The organism is Winogradskyella sp. R77965 (genome assembly GCF_044594915.1).
Lineage (GTDB): Bacteria > Bacteroidota > Bacteroidia > Flavobacteriales > Flavobacteriaceae > Winogradskyella.
This window is the reverse complement of the sequence record NZ_CP138990.1, coordinates 3,264,394-3,281,578: the sequence shown is the minus strand read 5'-3', so window position 1 is coordinate 3,281,578 and position 17,185 is coordinate 3,264,394. Positions and strand designations below refer to the sequence as shown.

Sequence of the window (17,185 nt, the reverse complement as noted above, 5' to 3'; positions counted from 1 at the left end):
TTATCATATTTACTTAAACCATTTCAAAATAAGATTTATCTATAGATTCTCTATGATCAGGATGTGCAATATTAACTAATGCTTTTACACGCTCTTTTATGGTTTTTCCATATAAATTTGCGACTCCATACTCCGTAACTAAATAGTGAACATGAGCTCTAGTTGTTACAACACCTGCGCCAGTCTTAAGTGATGGCACTATTCTACTTACTCCATGTCTTGTAACAGATGGTAGAGCAATAATTGCTTTACCTCCTTCGCTTAAAGAAGCACCTCTAATAAAGTCCATTTGACCTCCAACACCAGAGTACATTTTAGAACCAATAGAGTCTGCACAAACTTGTCCGGTAACATCTACTTCTACTGCAGAGTTAATTGCAACCATTCTCGGATTTTGTTTAATAATTGACACATCATTTACGTAATCTGAAGAACGCATCTCAACATAAGGATTATCATTTACATAATCGTACAAACGTTGCGATCCCATTAAAAATGTAGCCAAAGCACGACCCGGATTTACTCCCTTATAATTGCCATTAATTACATCTTTGAGAATTAAATCAATAACACCATCAGAAAACATTTCTGTATGCAACCCTAAATCCTTGTGATTGTGTAACCTTGACAAAACGGCATTAGGAATATTTCCTATTCCCATTTGCAGAGTACTTCGATCTTCAATTAAGTTTGCAACATAGTCACCAATCTTGGTTTCTATTTCTGTTGGTTCTATTACAGGATGTGTCGGTAATGGTTCATCACATTCTACAAAGGCGTCAATCTCAGTAACATGGATAATTCCATCTCCAAACGTTCTAGGCATTTGCTTATTAACCTGTGCGATAACATAATCTGCATTATCAATAGCTGCTAAAGTTGCTTCTACTGAAACACCCAACGAGCAATAGCCATGTTTATCTGGAACAGAAACATGAATTAAAGCGACTTGTAAATCCACAATATTTCTTTTAAATAATAAAGGAACTTCACTCAAAAAAACTGGAGTGTAAGAACCATTTCCTGCATGCAAAGTGTGCCGTACATTTTTACCAATAAAAAATGAATTTACATGAAAACTATCAGCTAACTCTGGATTGGCATATGGAGCCGAGCCCTCTGTGTGTAATTGACAAATCTCAACATTTCTCAATTCTTCATGTCTATTAGTAAGAGCGTCAATCAGCACGTTTGGGACTGCTGCTGCTGCATGAACATATATTTTATCGTTAGATTTTACAATTTTTAGGGCTTCTGCTGCACTTACTACTTTGTACATATTATTGTTATTTTAAGGTTATAAAATTACATCAGAAAACGTTCAGAAAAACTGTCTTTTATCATGTTTTAGAAACATTTTAAAATTGTTATAATTACCTATCTTTGTTGCCTCAACATCAGAAACATGATTATAGTAAAAACTGCAGAGGAAATTGAATTAATGCGTCAAAGTGCTTTAATAGTATCTAAAACCTTGGGTATGCTTGCAAAAGAAACAAAAGAAGGTGTTACGACTAACCACTTAGATGCGATTGCAGAAGAGTTTATTAGAGACCATGGTGCTTTACCTGGTTTTAAAGGACTTTATGACTGCCCATCTACACTTTTATGCAGTGTTAATGAAGCTGTGGTACATGGATTACCTACAGATACTCCATTAAAAGATGGAGATATAGTATCTATAGATTGTGGTGCACTGATGAATGATTTTTATGGTGACCACGCTTACACTTTTGAAATCGGTGAGGTCGCTGAAGAGACCAAAAAGCTAATTAGAATTACCAAAGAATCTCTTTATGTTGGCATAGAACAATTGAAAATTGGAAATCGAGTTGGTGATGTTGGTTACGCGATTCAACAGTATTGCGAAGCGGAAGGTTATGGTGTGGTAAGAGAATTGGTTGGTCATGGTTTAGGACGAAAAATGCATGAAGACCCAGAAATGCCAAATTATGGAAGACGTGGCAGAGGCAAAAAATTTATCGAAGGTATGGTGGTCGCTATAGAACCTATGATAAATATGGGTACTCATAAAGTAAAACAACTTAAAGATGGTTGGACGATAGTAACTCAAGACGGAAAACCAAGTGTACATTTTGAGCACGATGTTGCTATAGTTGATGGACAACCAGAAATACTTTCAACATTTGCTTATGTTCATGAAGCACTAGGAATTAGTTCTAATGAAGAAGATGCATTTCGTAAAAAGGCTTTAGTTTTATAATTTTCGACACGAATTTCACAAATTTGCACTAATCTCACTAGACCATAATTTTAACCAATCAATGAATCAAAATTTAATCTATAAAGAAGAGGCCTATAAAATTATTGGTATCTGTATGGAAGTACACAACCAATTGGGAAAAGGTTTTAATGAAGTGGTTTATGCTGATGCTTTAGAAATCGAATTTATTGATAATGGTATTGAATATTCTAGAGAAAAAAAATACTCTATTAGCTACAAAGGAAATATTCTACCTCATAAATACAAAGCAGATTTCATCATCGATGATATAATTGTATTAGAAATTAAAGCTATTGATACTTTAGTCTCTGCTCATGTTAAACAAACATTAAATTATTTAGCAGTTTCAAAATTAAAATTAGGTCTTCTCATTAACTTTGGAGAAGACAGCTTAAAATACAAAAGAATCGTTCTGTAATGTATTCGTGAAAATTAGTGAAATTCGTGTCAAAAAATATGTTCAAAATAATCCTAAATGTCATACCAAGACCTCTTTTAATAAGGCTCAGTTATTTGGTTCGCCCGATTCTTGCTTTTTTCTTAAAAGGAGAGACCTACACCGACCCAATTGATAATAAAAGTTTTACAAAGTTCTTACCCTATGGGTATGGACAGCAACGTAACAATGTATTATCGCCTTCTACACTTAGCTTAGAAAGGCACAGACTGTTATGGCTGTACTTAAAAAACGAAACAGATTTTTTTACCGCTAAAAAAAGGGTATTGCATTTTGCGCCTGAGCAATGTTTTCTTAATCGTTTTAGAGAATTAAATAATTTAGATTATACAACCACAGATTTACTATCACCGATTGCAGATGTCAAAGCTGATATTTGTAATCTTCCTTTTGAAGATAATAGCTATGACGTAATTCTCTGTAATCATGTTTTAGAGCATATACCTGACGATACAAAGGCCATGCAAGAATTATACAGAGTGATGAAACCCGGTGGTTATGGTATATTCCAAATTCCGCAAGATTTGAATCGGGATATTACTTTTGAAGATGATTCTATAACAGACAAAGCTGAACGTGCTAAGATATTTGGGCAATACGATCATGTACGTATCTATGGTAGAGATTATTTTGATAAGCTTCGTAGTATCGGTTTTAAGGTTGAAGAGATTCATTATACGTCTCAACTTCCTGATTCTGAAATTGATAAATATCGCTTAGCCAAAGGTGAGATCATTCCTGTGGTTTACAAATAAAAAAAGCTGCACCAAACGAACAAGGAGCAACTTTTTTTTATATAATGATTAATAGCAATTATAAGACCCAAAACATAAATATAGGTCACATAAAAAGCTTCTATTCTGGGAAATTATTTAGAGCCAATGTTCTAAGCTCTTTATTTTCAGACTCATATATAAAATAAACTTTTAACTCAGGATGTGAGTTTAAGAACGAAGTTACTTTTTCGATTCCCATAGCTTGGAATGCCGTTGCATAACCATCTGCCGTCATACAATCTGGCGCAATGACGGATACACTTAAGATATTAGTTTTACTTGGATAACCTGTTTTTGTGTTAATTATATGCGCATAACGATTCCCATTATCATCAATTCTAAATTTTCTATATGTACCTGATGTAGCCATAGCTTCATCTTTCAAGATTATAACTTTAGAATACGATTGCGTACCATCAAAATTTGGATCGTCTATACCAACAGTCCACCCCTTTTTGCTTTCAATATTGATTCCAGATGTTCTTAAATCACCGCCAATATCGACCAGATAGTTTTTTATTCCTTTAGATTCTAAAAAGTTAGCTATAACATCTATACCATAACCTTTAGCAATGGCATTAAATTCTAAATAGGTTTCTTTTGGTTTTTTAATATGATTATCTATGAGTCCAACTCTGCTGAAACCTACAAATTGTATAAGACTATCTACAGTTGCACTATCCGTTAAAAACTTGTTCTTTTCCGCACCAAAATTCCAAGCATTAACTACATTACCAATAGTTGGGTCAAAAATACCTTCGGTTAGTCTGTAGATAATTTTTGAAGCTTTAAATACATTTTCAAAATGATTATCAACTTTAGTAGTTTCATTTCTATTGAGTTGAGATATATCTGAATTTGGAATGTAAGTTGATAACGATTGATTAACGACACTAAATAAACTATCAAACTGCTTTTCGTAATTAATATGATCTTCAGAATAGTATTGAATATTAAAAGCTGTGCCGAAAACTGGACCTGAAAGTTTAATATTTTTTGGTTCTTCCTCAGAGCAGGAAAAACATAAGATAAGAGCTAAAACACTAATTATTTTTTTCATATCAGTTCAAATTCATTTCAATAACTTGAATACCATTATATTCAATAAGATATTCTTCATCTAAATAAATAGGTAAATCTTCTCCTTCTGGATTTCCCAAACCAACTCCTGCATATAAAACTTTAGCGTCCTTTTCATAAGCATGCTTTTTGAAGGTTTCCATCCAAACGACATCGTAGTTATTAGGATTTTCTGGAAGAATTACAGCTCTAACTACAACAAAAAAGTATTGGCTATTTTTATCTATACATACAAATTGTGGATGGCGCTTTAACGTACTGTTAATAGCTACAAACTCAAAACCACGTGCTTCTAAATCCTTACCAACATGATTCATGGCAAGATTATGTATTTCTTGAGGTGTGAGAGGTTTGCTCATTGTGCAAAGATAAGAAGTTGCTATTTAAACCTCACAAATTTTGAGCTACTAAATGTATAATTTGAAACAGGAATAACAGCTTCATCTTTCAATTGATACCATGGAGAAATAGAAACGTCTTCTAAATTTTTAACCAAATGTACACTTTGGGCTGGAGTATTTCCTTGAAATAATAAAAATAGCTGGTCACCTTTTTCGTTAATGACCTCATCACAAATTATAACAATATGGCCAGGTGAACCACCTTTAATGAGCATATCTCCTATTTTCAGATCTTTGGCCTTAACGGATTCAAGCTCATTATAAAGTGAAAGCGTACCTGAATATATATAGATAAGATTCAAGAATTTATAGAAATTTTCTTTAGATCGATTAGCTGAAGCGGTTTTATGGAATGTTACTTTATTACCTTGAATTTTTGGCCGATAGCCTTCAGCATATTTAGTCCAAGAACAATAATGACCAGACGTAAATTTAAAACCTATTTCGTCTTTTCTATTCTTGTCCCAGAGGTATTCACTTCTAACTCTAATTAATGCATCTGCACATTGTTGCAAGCCATTTTTAGGTACTGGAATATCTAAAATTCCGATATGGCCTCCTTGCCAGTAATATTCAGAGTCATCATAGTTTATTATTTTACTTCCGAAAAGTTTTAGTTTATAGTTTCTAAGATAGTCTTCAAAACTTCCTTTAACATAATCTACACGTTTGTAACCAATAGGAACATTAACTCTAGTTTGTATCGTTAAGCTATCCTTATTAATTAAACTTGGTGTTTCAATTGCAGCTGCAATAACATTCGCTGTTTTTTTTATTGGCAAAAATCGAAATGCTAAAAACACAACTGAAGAAAGCAATAGTAAAGCGAGTATTATTTTTCTCATAATTAATCAAACGCTAATAATTATGGATTTCGTATTAAATTTCTATTTTTACTTCACATGAAAAATCCATCACTTTCAAAACGTTTAGGTTTAATTTTAGGCCCTCTTTTATTTATTCTACTTCAGTTGTTACCTATTGAATTCGTTTCAGGCAAAGCCGATATCGTTATTGCTGTGGCATTATGGATGGTGATTTGGTGGATTACAGAAGCAGTTTCTATTTCTGTAACTTCACTACTCCCGCTATTATTATTTCCATTGTTTAAAGTAATGCCGATAGGAGATGTAGGTGCTAATTATGGAAGTCCAATTGTCTTTTTATTCTTTGGTGGCTTTGTATTAGCATTAGCTCTAGAAAAAGTAAATCTACATAAGCGTATTGCTTTGAATATTATTAAGAAAACAGGAACGACGCCAAATAAAGTTATCTTAGGGTTTATGATAGCCACAGCATTTATGAGCATGTGGATTAGTAATACGGCAAGTACTGTTGTAATGCTACCAATCGCTATGTCTGTAATTCAATTATTGATAGATGATGAAGATGGCTTTACCAAAAAGGATAAGAATTTTGCACTCGCTGTAATGTTAGGTATCGCCTTTTCAGCTAATGCTGGAGGCATCGCTACAGTTATTGGTACTCCACCAAATTCAGTATTAATTGGCTTACTCGAAAATGAATATAATATAGAAATTTCATTTTTTAAATGGATGTTATTAGGCTTACCTTTTTCAATAGTATTGATTACTATTATTTATTTCGTTTTAGTAAAATGGATGTTTCCTAATCATGGTTTGCTGTTTAATACTTCAAAACATATAATAGATGAAGAATTGCAAAAATTAGGAAAAACTTCGGCTAAAGAAAAACAGGTGCTTATTACGTTTGTAGTTATTGTATCACTCTGGATTTTCAGAAGCCCTATCAATACTTTAATTCCGGGATTAGGGTTGTCTGATACAATGATTAGTATACTTGGTGCTATTGCCTTATTTGCTATTCCGCATAATTATAGACGTGGTGATTTTATCCTCGAATGGAAAGACACTCAAAAATTAGCTTGGGGTATTTTAATATTATTTGGTGGTGGTCTAGCCCTAGCAAAAGGCATGTCTGCAAGTGGTATTGTAGATGTTGTTGCTAATAGTATTTCTAATAGTAATATTAGTATTTTATTAACGGCGTCTTTACTTATTATCCTAATGCTTTTTATGACTGAATTAATGAGCAATGTGGCGTTAACAGCGGTTTTAGCGCCAGTGGTTGCTGGTATTGCTATTGGTTTAGAAATCCCTATCCTTTACCTATTAATCCCGGTGACTATTGCTAGTAGTTGTGCTTTTATGCTACCAATGGCAACACCACCAAATGCTATTGTTTTTGCAAGTGGTTATATTAAAGTTAAGGAAATGGCAAGAGTGGGAATACAGCTCAATCTTATAGCCGTTGCATTATTAATCCTTATGTTTAAATTCTTTGTTCCTCTTGTGTTTTAAATCTTTATAACAATGATTAATCAATATCATAATTACGCAATACGATTAACTATTATTTTGTTTTACAGTATAATAATTGTTAGTTGTAAAGACAAAAACACATTGCCAGACCCTTTAGAAGCTGGTTGGAACGGTGAAGCTGTTTGCGAAGTTTTGCAAGACAACAACGAGCTAAGAGTACTTAAATGTATTTTTGAGCCTGGTGTAGGGCACGAAAAGCACTATCACAATCCGCATTTTGGATATACACTAGCTGGCGGAAAATTTAGAATCACAGATACTTCTGGAACACGAGAAGTTGACGTACCATCTGGTTATAGCTTTAGTAATGAAGAAATCACTTCTCATGAGGTTTTAAATATTGGAAAAACTACCGCAGTATTTTTGATTATGGAATACAAATAATTTTTTCTTATCTTTTATCTTGAAAAAAAAATTATTCTGTTATGACAACTTCCATTCGTTTTAATAATGCTATAAATAAGCTTTATAACGCTTTTCATAATAAGACTTTAAATCCTGAAGATTGTAAACAATGCGCAGTAGGCAATATTTTGGACAATAAAGATCAATGGAGACATCTAACTGACATCCATGGTTCAACAAGGTTGAATTATGTGGGATTGGTGCATCAAAATCTTGGTCGCAAATTTAACGGCTATTCACCTATTGATTTATTAAAAATTGAAAGGGCTTTTCTAGAAGGGTGCGGTTATTATTTTACAAACCAAAATCGGTTGTATAAACCAGATAGTATTACAGATCATAATTTATTTAATGGTTTATGTGAAGTAGTTTCAGAACTTTGCCTTATGGATAGCGTTGCTAATGTAATGGATTGTTCCGTACTGTTTGAGTTTGATTCCACTTCTGTTGAATATGAAGTAGCCTAATAACCCAAAATAAAAAAGCCAATACCTTTGTAAGGTATTGGCTTTTTCTATGTTTAGAGATTCTCGATTAAGAGATTCCTGTTTTCACAGGAATGTTAGCCTCCGAAGTCATCAAATCTAATATGCTCATCTGGGATTCCATAATCCTCACCCATTTTCTGAACCGCTTGGTTCATCAGTGGTGGACCACAGAAGTATAATTCTATATCCTCTGGTGCTTCATGCTTTGATAAGTATTGGTCTATTACTACTTGGTGAATGAACCCAACAAAACCGTCACCAACTTCATCATTAATATCAGTTTTCACCTTCCAATTGTCTTGCTCTAATGGTTCTGACAATGCCAAATAGAATTTAAAGTTCGGGAAATCTTTTTCTAAATCTCTAAAGTAATGTATGTAGAATAATTCTGCCTTAGAACGTCCACCATACCAATAAGTTACTTTACGACCCGTTTTTAAAGTTCTAAACAATTCATATAAATGTGAACGCATTGGAGCCATACCAGCACCACCACCAACATATAACATCTCAGAGTCAGACTCATTAATAAAGAACTCTCCGTAAGGTCCAGAGATTGTTACTTTATCACCCGCTTTCTGATTAAATATATAAGAGGATGCTATACCAGGATTTACGTCCATCCATCCACCTTTTGCACGATCAAAAGGAGGTGTAGCGATACGAACATTAAGCATAATTTCACGTCCTTCAGCTGGGTAAGAAGCCATCGAATAAGCACGCTCTACAGTTTCGCTATTCTTCATGACTAAAGGCCATAATCCAAATTTCTCCCAATCTGGTTTAAATTTATCTGGCTCTCCTGGATGGTCTGTAGGATGTGCTGTAACGTCCATTTCAGAATATTTAATCTCGCATTCTGGAATTTCAATCTGAATGTAACCACCAGCCTTGTAACCCATATCTTCTGGGATTTCTACAATAAACTCTTTAATAAATGTTGCTACATTGTAATTAGATACAACAGTTGCTTCCCATTTCTTAATTCCGAATATTTCTTCAGGAATGGTAATCTCCATATCCTGTTTTACCTTCACTTGGCAAGACAGACGAGCACCATGTGCTAATTCTTTTCTTGAAAAGTGAGGAGTTTCTGTTGGTAATGCTTCACCTCCACCAGATAAAACATGACATTCACATTGAATACAAGTTCCACCTCCACCACATGCAGATGGTAAGAATATTTTATTTCCACCTAAAGTAGATAGTAATGTACTTCCTGACGCTACTTCAATTTCTCGTTCACCATTAATCGTAATCTTTACTGGACCTGATGGTGATAATTTTTGTTTTACAAATAACAATAAACTAACTAGCACTAATGTAATTAGTAAAAACGCTACTACAGTTGCTATTACTGTTCCTGTTGTTCCTGCTGCTAAAATCATACTACTATTCTGTTATTTTAGTGTTATTAGCTAATTCTTTTTCATCTTCAGTTTCAGCTTTAATTACCTCTACTGTTTTATCTTCTTTAGCTTCCTCTTCTCCTCCAGTTAACATGCCTCCGAAACTTAAGAAACCAATTCCCATTAAACCAGTAATGATGAACGTAATTCCTAATCCTCTTAAAGGTGCTGGCACGTTAGAATATCTAATTTTCTCACGAATAGCAGCAATAGCTAAAATGGCTAAAAACCATCCAATACCTGAAGAAATTCCATAGTTAAGAGCTAACCCTAAAGTTTCTATTTCACGTGATTGCATGAACAATGAACCACCTAATATGGCACAGTTAACAGCAATAAGTGGTAAAAAGATACCTAGTGAATTGTATAATGATGGTGAAAATTTCTCTACCACAATTTCTACTAATTGTACCATTGTTGCAATGGTTGCAATAAACATAATAAATGATAAGAAACTTAAATCGTAATCTGCATATTCAGCTCCTAACCAAGATAATGCTCCTGGCTGTAATAAGTACTGATCTAATAACCAGTTTAATGGTACTGTAATAGCTAATACAAATATTACTGCCGCACCAAGACCTACTGCTGTTGCTACTTTTTTAGATACTGCTAAGTATGAACACATACCTAAGAATACCGAAAACACCATATTATCAACAAAAATTGACTTGAAAAATAATTCTAAATGTTCCATATATTTTGAGTTTGATATCCTGAAATAAATTCAGAATGACAATTCGTTTTAATCTTCTATTAATGCTTTATTTCTACTACGTTGTACCCAAATTATTAATCCCACAACAATTAATGCCATTGGTGGCATTAACATAAATCCGTTGTTTTCATATCCTATTGAGTACACTCCTGTTTTTTCAATGGCATCTCCAAGTACAGGATAACCAAATAAAGTACCTGAACCTAAAAGCTCTCTAAAGAATCCAACAATTAAAAGGATTACTGCATAACCTAATGCGTTACCAATACCATCGAGGAAAGATTTCCAAGGTCCATTTCCTAGAGCAAATGCTTCAAAACGTCCCATGATAATACAGTTAGTAATAATTAATCCTACAAATACTGCTAATGTTTTACTTAACTCGTATTGATAAGCCTTTAAGACTTGATCTACTATAATTACTAAAGTAGCAACAACGATTAATTGTACAATAATTCTAATTTTTGAAGGAATAATGTTTCGCATTAAAGAAATAACAACATTACCTACGCCTAATACAAATAATACAGCAACTCCCATTACCAAAGAAGCTTTAAGCTCAGCAGTAATTGCTAAAGCTGAACAAATACCTAATACTTGAATCGTAATTGGGTTGTTATCTGCTAACGGATCTGTGATTAACTGTGTGTCTTTTTTTGAAAGTAATCCCATATTATTTTAAGTTTTTAAAGTAAGGTAAATACAATTTTAAATCAGCTTTAATCATTGCTGTAACACCATCACCAGTAATTGTTGAACCTGCTATAGCATCTACCTCGTGGTCATCTTTAATTAAGTTTTTAGGATCGTTGTTTCCTTTAGTAACAGCAATACCTTTAAAGTTACCATTATCATCTAAAAGACGTTCTCCAGTAAAATCATCCATAAAGAAACGTTGGTTAATATTTGCTCCTAAACCTGGTGTTTCTCCTGCATGATCAAAAAACGCACCTTGAACCACCATATTCTTATCTAAAGCAACGTAAGCCCATATCGCATCCCATAGTCCTTTTCCTCTTATTGGTGCGATATAAAATGTTTTACCATCTTTCTCACCAACAAACAAAGGCAAACGTCTTGTTTCACCACTTTTAGCTTTTGCTTGTTCTTTCTTAACATCAATTAAATAAGCTTCGCTATCTTCTGTTGAACCACCATTGGCGTCAATAACTAATTGTTTTTTAATGTATTTTGAAAACTCTCCTGCTACTACATCCGTAGAAACAAATTCTCTACTGGTTCCCTCATTTTCATTTACACCCATAGCATACAGAATATTCTGTTGCTTTTCCATACGTTGATTTTCCGTAATTGCAGGCTTTAAAGATGATGCTGTAAAGGCTAATAATGAGCCTACAACTAATACCATTCCTATTGCGAATAATATTGTATATGAATTTTTATCTGTATTAACTGCCATAATTATGCTGTTTTTACTTTTACACGTTTTAATCTACGCTTCACATTTCCTTGAACCACATAATGGTCAATCGTTGGTGCAAATACATTCATTAATAATATTGCTAAGAATACACCTTCTGGATAAGCCGGATTGAATACACGTATCATAATAGAAATAAATCCTATTAAGAAACCATAGATCCATTTTCCTTTATTGGTTTGTGATGCGGTTACAGGATCTGTTGCCATATAAACTGCTCCAAATAAAATACTACCAATGATTAAATGCTGCCAGAATGGTACATTCATTAATCCATAGAATTTACTTGATTCCCCAATCCATTCTGCAGAAACAACACCATTAAATATTAAGCCCATAACTAAGGCACCAATTAATGTTGAAACTATAATTCTCCAGCTTCCTATCTTGGTAAAGATTAAGAATAATGCACCAATAATGATTAAAAACTTTGACGTCTCACCAACTGAACCAGGAATAATTCCCCAGAACATATCCCACATACTATAATCTACAGGATTGTTCGCAGCATAAGTTCCTAATATTGTTTCACCTGAATAAGCATCTGGTGTGCCTGCAGCCGCTGTAGCGCCATGAACCCAAACCTTATCACCAGACATCCAAGTAGGATATGCGAAGAATAAGAATGCACGTATGGTTAAGGCTGGATTAAGAATATTCATTCCTGTTCCACCAAAAACCTCTTTACCAATAACAACACCAAAAATTACTGCTACTGATAACATCCACAAAGGAATATCAACAGGAACAATTAATGGTACTAACATACCTGTTACTAAATACCCTTCTTCTACTTCGTGTCCTTTTATAATAGCGAATACAAATTCAACAGCTAAACCAACACCATAAGAGACAACTACCAACGGTAATACTTTCCAAAGCCCAATAACAAAGTTATCCCATGTCCAAAATGATGCTCCCAAGAATCCGTCAGCTGATTCTATTAAACCTTGTGCTAAATAATGCTGATAACCTGCATTAAACATACCGAATATTAAACATGGCACTAATGCCATGATTACTGTATTCATCGTACGCTTTAAATCATCCGCTGCCTTTATGTGAGTTCCATTGTGAGTTGTCTCATTTGGCATGTATAAAAACGTAAAGAGCGCGTTAAATCCAGGCAACCACTTTTTGTCTTTATTCTTCTCCTTGAAATTATGTAAATTTTGTTTTAAACCCATTATCCTATCTCTTTTAGCATTAAGTCTAATCCTTCTCTTATAATTTTTTGATGTGGTTGCTTAGAAACACACACAAATTCTGTTAATGCAAAATCTTCAGGTGCAACTTCATACATTCCTAAAGCTTCCATCTCATCTAAATCTTTATACATGCAAGCTTTTAAAATCTGCATTGGATAAATATCTAGAGGAAATACTTCTTCGTACGTTCCCGTAGTTACAAATGCACGATGCTCGCCGTTTGTATTGGTATTTAGAGCAAACTTCTTTTTTGGAGTTAACCAAGAAAACGTTAAAGCTCTTGAAGTAGAAATTTTATTAAAAACTGGCTTATTCCAACCAAAGAATTCATAATCATCACCCTCAGGAATTACTGTAATCACATTACTATAATAATCTAAGAAGCCATCAGGTTGTACTTGCTTTCCAGATAATACATTACCAGAAATGATACGGTCGTTACCATCTTGTTCAACACCATTGTCATAAACCATAGTTGAAATTTCAGAACCTATCTTAGTTCTGAAATATCTTGGCTTCTTAACCGATGAACCAGCCAAAGCAACAACACGCTCTGCATTAAATTTTCCTGTTAATAAAAGTTCCCCAATAATAACCAAGTCTTGCGCATTAACTGTCCAAACGACTTCACCTTTGTTTACAGGACTTACTTTATTGATTAAAGTACCAACGTTACCCGATGGATGTGGTCCTGAAACTTTGTAAATTGCAGTGTTATCTAAATTAGCTAATGGAGAATTAGAAGTCCCAACAGAAATATGAACTCCACCATAAGTTAATTTTGATAATGCAGTAACAGCTGCTTGTAATTCTGCTTCTTTACCTGATAAAGTATAATCTAGATTAGCGGCTAGAGGTGCAGTTGCATAACCAGATATAAAAATTGCTTTTGGTGTACTATCCGCTTTTGCAACGACATCATAAGGACGTTGTTTTATAAAAGCCCAACAACCAGAAGCCAGCAAATGTGATTTTACTTTCTCCGCATCAGATGATAAATCAAATTTATCATGATCTACATATGCTTGCTCTTTATCAGCAGTGATTTTAATGGCGTCGATTCGACGTCTTGGTCCACGTTGTACCTCAGTTACTTCACCAGAAACTGGAGAAACAAACTTCATGGATTCGTTATCTTTATTGTAAAACAAAGTCTCACCTGCTTTAACACGCGTTCCCTCTTTTGCAACAAGTTTTGGAATAATACTGTGGAAATCCTCGGGTCTTATAGAATAGAAATTGCTAATGATAGCATTTTCGGTAGTTTGCTCGGCCTCACCGACTAACTTTATATCTAAACCCTTTTTAATTCTGATGTCTTTTGACATATACTTTAAAGATTAGTTATCTAAAAATCCGTGCAAATTTACGAATTAATGCTTAAATAATTTTCATATTAAAACATCTTTTTTATTTATAGTCATTATAAATAACTTAAATACTTTAGGGCACAGATTTTGATTATATTTATGCACTACAGAATTTTTATAATGAAAAAGAACGTTTATAGCCTCTTATTATTTCTAATTATACCGTCATTTTTGCTTTCGCAAGTTGAAGAAGTAAGTCCTCCAGACTTTATAAAGACTATTACATTTAAAAGTAATACTACTCAAGGTCAGCTTCCAGTTTTAAAACTAGGAGAAGCATTAAATTTAGAGTTTGATGCCTTAAACGGTAATGAAGAAGACTTTTACTACGTCATAGAACACTTTAATTTTGATTGGACACCATCAAATTTAGTTAAAGGCGAATATCTTAAAGGGTTGGATAATCAACGAATTTTGACTTACGAAAATTCATTTAATGCTTTTCAAATATATTCTCATTACGATTTAACAATACCCAATTCGCAAACACGTGCTTTATTAAAAAGTGGTAATTATATGATTTCCATTTACGATGACTATGATGAACTGATGTTCAGTAGAAAATTTATGGTTTATGAAGATTTAGTCAGTGTTGGTGTTAAAGTAAAACGATCCAGAGATGTAGAAGTTATTGCAGAAAAGCAATCTGTGGACATAGTAATCAATACCAATAGTATTAATTTCAACAACCCTTTGGAAACCGTTAAGACACTTATCATACAGAATAACAACCTTAACACAGCTATTTCAGATTTAAAACCACAATATACATTGGGTAACGAACTTATTTACAGGTATGATACTGAATCAGCATTTTGGGGAGGCAATGAATATATCTATTTTGAAACCAAAGATATAAGATCTGCCAGTATTGGTGTGCAGTTTATTGATTTAAAAGAGATTTATCATAACTATTTGTTTACTAATATCTCTCGAAAAGATAGACCTTATACTTACAATCCAGATATTAACGGGAATTTTCAGATTACTGCTATTGATAGAACAAATGTAGATTTTGAAGCGGATTACTCCATGATTCACTTTTCTTTACTACATGAAGAATTAAAAGATAAAGACATACATGTCTATGGCAATTTTAATGCTTTTGCAATTGAGCCACTCACTAAGATGGAATTTAATCCTGAAAGTGGTAAATATGAAAACATGATGCGCCTTAAACAAGGCTTCTACAATTACAAATTTGTTGCAGTTGATAAAGAGACTCAAGAACTAGATGAAGGTGCTATTAGCGGCAACTTTTGGCAAACCGAAAATAACTACAAAGTACTTGTATATTACAGAGATCTTGGAGCAAGATTCGACAGACTGATTGGCTATGGCGAAGCTACTTCTGTTGATATTTCTAATTAAAGCTGTAAGGTTTTTAACCTACTGAGACTAAATTTCTTTTTATCTTTCACGTCATAAAACCTTTTGTAAGATGCAAAATGACATTGCCCTATTTTCAGAATTATGTGATATTCTTTTTGAAGCCGAAAAACATCAGTCAGTAGCAAAACCTATTCCTACTTCTCAATTGTATAATCAACTGAACTTGTCGTTGAATGCTGAAGGTTCATTAGATAATGATTTAAAAATAACACTAAAAGAGATTATTAAAAGCACTCCAAAAACAGCTTCAAAATCATTTTTTAATCAATTATTTGGTGGGCGAATAGGTAAAGCTGCACTTGGTGATTTGTTGGCTGTGATGTTAAATAACAGTATGTACACATACAAAGTAGCTGGCCCACAAGTAGGTGTTGAAAAGCAGGTACTGAAAAACATATGCAAATTAGCTGGTTATAAAAGCGATAGTGATGGCACTTTTGCGCCTGGTGGTTCTATGAGCAATATGATGGCATTGATTATGGCTAGAGATCATAAAAATGAAGACATTAGAGCTGAAGGGCTTAAAAAACAAATGACGCTTTACACCTCTGCAGCATCGCACTACTCCATTTCAAAAAATGCGGCATTGACTGGTATAGGCAGAAATCAAGTAAGGCTTGTAAACACCAATGGTAATGGTGAGATGCTTGCGGATCATTTAGATGAATTAGTTCAGAAAGATCTCAATGATGGTTTTGAACCTTTCTTTGTGAACGCTACAGCAGGAACAACCGTATTAGGAGCTTTTGATGATATTGAATTGATTAGTAAGGTTTGTAAAAAATATCAATTATGGTTACATGTCGATGGAGCGTATTGTGGTGGAGTTATTTTTAGTTCAAAATATAAGCATTTAGTAAAAGGTTTAGAGCATTCGGATTCATTTAGTGTTAATGCGCATAAAATGTTAGGTACTCCTTTAAGTTGTTCAATCATTGTAACACAAAATAAAGCACAATTGCACCATTCCTTTTCTAACGAAGCGGATTATTTATACCAAACAGATGGTGACGATTTTAACTTAGGAAAAACCTCTCTGCAATGTGGACGACGAAACGATGGTTTAAAAATATGGACACTTTGGAAATCAGTTGGTACAAATGGACTAGAACAAATTGTTGATAAGCAGTTTGAAATGGCAAATATTGCCAGACAATATGTAAAAAACAACAAAGATTATACACTATACAGTTTTGAAAATTCTATCTCTGTATGTTTTAATTATAAAGATATTCCTGCTAAAGAATTATGCACTGCATTATATGAAAACTCAGAACTAATGGTTGGTTTCGGAAAGTTCAATAATCAAGAATTTGTTAGAATGGTCACCATAAATAGTGTTTTAGAGAAAGAAGATGTTTTAGCCTTTTTTAGGACATTAGAAGCCTTTGTTGCCAAGCATATGTTAAAAATTTCATCCACTTAACCTAAA

General features: G+C 33.5%; 18 protein-coding genes. 8 read left to right on the top strand and 10 right to left on the bottom strand.

The features are described 5' to 3' along the window. Positions 1 to 13: 13 nt before the first annotated feature. Entirely contained in the window at positions 14 to 1,279 is a 1,266-nt protein-coding gene (locus SJY34_RS14645; protein ID WP_400076899.1) for an acetyl-CoA hydrolase/transferase family protein, read from the bottom strand. A 126-nt stretch (positions 1,280 to 1,405) separates the two neighbouring features. On the opposite strand from SJY34_RS14645, the gene map reads away from it, so the two are divergent. From map to SJY34_RS14630, 3 genes are all read left to right on the top strand, one after another. Beyond that, positions 1,406 to 2,224: a type I methionyl aminopeptidase gene (gene map, locus SJY34_RS14640; RefSeq protein ID WP_400076897.1), complete on the top strand. Its 819-nt coding sequence runs from the start codon at positions 1,406 to 1,408 to the stop codon at positions 2,222 to 2,224. Positions 2,225 to 2,285: 61 nt separating this feature from the next. Continuing rightward, entirely contained in the window at positions 2,286 to 2,663 is a 378-nt protein-coding gene (locus tag SJY34_RS14635; RefSeq protein ID WP_400076895.1) for a GxxExxY protein, read from the top strand. Positions 2,664 to 2,701: 38 nt separating this feature from the next. After that, entirely contained in the window at positions 2,702 to 3,457 is a 756-nt protein-coding gene (locus SJY34_RS14630; protein ID WP_400076893.1) for a class I SAM-dependent methyltransferase, read from the top strand. 100 nt (positions 3,458 to 3,557) lie between these two features. Here the strand turns inward: SJY34_RS14630 and SJY34_RS14625 are convergent, their stop codons facing one another. Genes SJY34_RS14625 through SJY34_RS14615 form a run of 3 tightly spaced genes read right to left on the bottom strand, consistent with a single transcriptional unit; the run spans position 3,558 to position 5,804 of the window. Beyond that, positions 3,558 to 4,538, bottom strand: coding sequence for an FAD:protein FMN transferase (locus SJY34_RS14625; RefSeq protein WP_400076891.1), 981 nt, complete (start codon positions 4,536 to 4,538; stop codon positions 3,558 to 3,560). A gap of 1 nt (position 4,539) precedes the next feature. Next, positions 4,540 to 4,917 carry a Na(+)-translocating NADH-quinone reductase subunit F gene (locus SJY34_RS14620; RefSeq protein WP_299119634.1) on the bottom strand — a complete coding sequence of 126 codons (378 nt, stop codon included), beginning with the start codon at positions 4,915 to 4,917 and terminating at the stop codon, positions 4,540 to 4,542. Positions 4,918 to 4,937: 20 nt separating this feature from the next. Beyond that, positions 4,938 to 5,804 carry a DUF4846 domain-containing protein gene (locus SJY34_RS14615; protein ID WP_400076889.1) on the bottom strand — a complete coding sequence of 289 codons (867 nt, stop codon included), beginning with the start codon at positions 5,802 to 5,804 and terminating at the stop codon, positions 4,938 to 4,940. Positions 5,805 to 5,861: 57 nt separating this feature from the next. Here SJY34_RS14615 and SJY34_RS14610 point away from each other — a divergent pair, with 57 nt between their 5' ends. From SJY34_RS14610 to SJY34_RS14600, 3 genes are read left to right on the top strand one after another with little or no spacing between them, the layout of a single operon-like run. Next, positions 5,862 to 7,301, top strand: coding sequence for an SLC13 family permease (locus SJY34_RS14610; RefSeq protein WP_400076887.1), 1,440 nt, complete (start codon positions 5,862 to 5,864; stop codon positions 7,299 to 7,301). 12 nt (positions 7,302 to 7,313) lie between these two features. Next, entirely contained in the window at positions 7,314 to 7,706 is a 393-nt protein-coding gene (locus SJY34_RS14605) for a cupin domain-containing protein (protein ID WP_400076886.1), read from the top strand. 41 nt (positions 7,707 to 7,747) lie between these two features. Continuing rightward, positions 7,748 to 8,194 carry a Na(+)-translocating NADH-quinone reductase subunit F gene (locus tag SJY34_RS14600; protein WP_400076884.1) on the top strand — a complete coding sequence of 149 codons (447 nt, stop codon included), beginning with the start codon at positions 7,748 to 7,750 and terminating at the stop codon, positions 8,192 to 8,194. A 95-nt stretch (positions 8,195 to 8,289) separates the two neighbouring features. Here the strand turns inward: SJY34_RS14600 and nqrF are convergent, their stop codons facing one another. From nqrF to SJY34_RS14570, 6 genes are read right to left on the bottom strand one after another with little or no spacing between them, the layout of a single operon-like run. Next, the gene (gene nqrF / locus SJY34_RS14595) at positions 8,290 to 9,603 is read right to left on the bottom strand and encodes an NADH:ubiquinone reductase (Na(+)-transporting) subunit F (protein WP_400076882.1); all 1,314 of its coding nucleotides are present in this window, start codon (positions 9,601 to 9,603) and stop codon (positions 8,290 to 8,292) included. 4 nt (positions 9,604 to 9,607) lie between these two features. Then, the gene (gene nqrE, locus SJY34_RS14590) at positions 9,608 to 10,321 is read right to left on the bottom strand and encodes an NADH:ubiquinone reductase (Na(+)-transporting) subunit E (RefSeq protein ID WP_400076880.1); all 714 of its coding nucleotides are present in this window, start codon (positions 10,319 to 10,321) and stop codon (positions 9,608 to 9,610) included. 48 nt (positions 10,322 to 10,369) lie between these two features. Further along, positions 10,370 to 11,014: an NADH:ubiquinone reductase (Na(+)-transporting) subunit D gene (locus SJY34_RS14585; protein ID WP_400076878.1), complete on the bottom strand. Its 645-nt coding sequence runs from the start codon at positions 11,012 to 11,014 to the stop codon at positions 10,370 to 10,372. A 1-nt stretch (position 11,015) separates the two neighbouring features. Then, a complete protein-coding gene (locus SJY34_RS14580; protein WP_400076876.1) occupies positions 11,016 to 11,762 on the bottom strand; it encodes a Na(+)-translocating NADH-quinone reductase subunit C in 747 nt (248 codons plus the stop codon). 2 nt (positions 11,763 to 11,764) lie between these two features. Beyond that, on the bottom strand, positions 11,765 to 12,970 hold the full coding sequence (locus SJY34_RS14575) for an NADH:ubiquinone reductase (Na(+)-transporting) subunit B (RefSeq protein ID WP_400076874.1): 1,206 nt from the start codon (positions 12,968 to 12,970) through the stop codon (positions 11,765 to 11,767). Continuing rightward, entirely contained in the window at positions 12,970 to 14,319 is a 1,350-nt protein-coding gene (locus SJY34_RS14570; RefSeq protein ID WP_400076872.1) for a Na(+)-translocating NADH-quinone reductase subunit A, read from the bottom strand. Before SJY34_RS14570 ends, SJY34_RS14575 begins: the two co-directional genes overlap by 1 nt. Before the next feature lie 162 nt (positions 14,320 to 14,481). Between SJY34_RS14570 and SJY34_RS14565 the strand changes: the two genes are divergently transcribed. Beyond that, on the top strand, positions 14,482 to 15,732 hold the full coding sequence (locus SJY34_RS14565; RefSeq protein WP_400076870.1) for a DUF5103 domain-containing protein: 1,251 nt from the start codon (positions 14,482 to 14,484) through the stop codon (positions 15,730 to 15,732). 70 nt (positions 15,733 to 15,802) lie between these two features. Continuing rightward, positions 15,803 to 17,179: a pyridoxal phosphate-dependent decarboxylase family protein gene (locus SJY34_RS14560; protein ID WP_400076868.1), complete on the top strand. Its 1,377-nt coding sequence runs from the start codon at positions 15,803 to 15,805 to the stop codon at positions 17,177 to 17,179. The last annotated feature ends 6 nt before the right edge of the window (positions 17,180 to 17,185 follow it).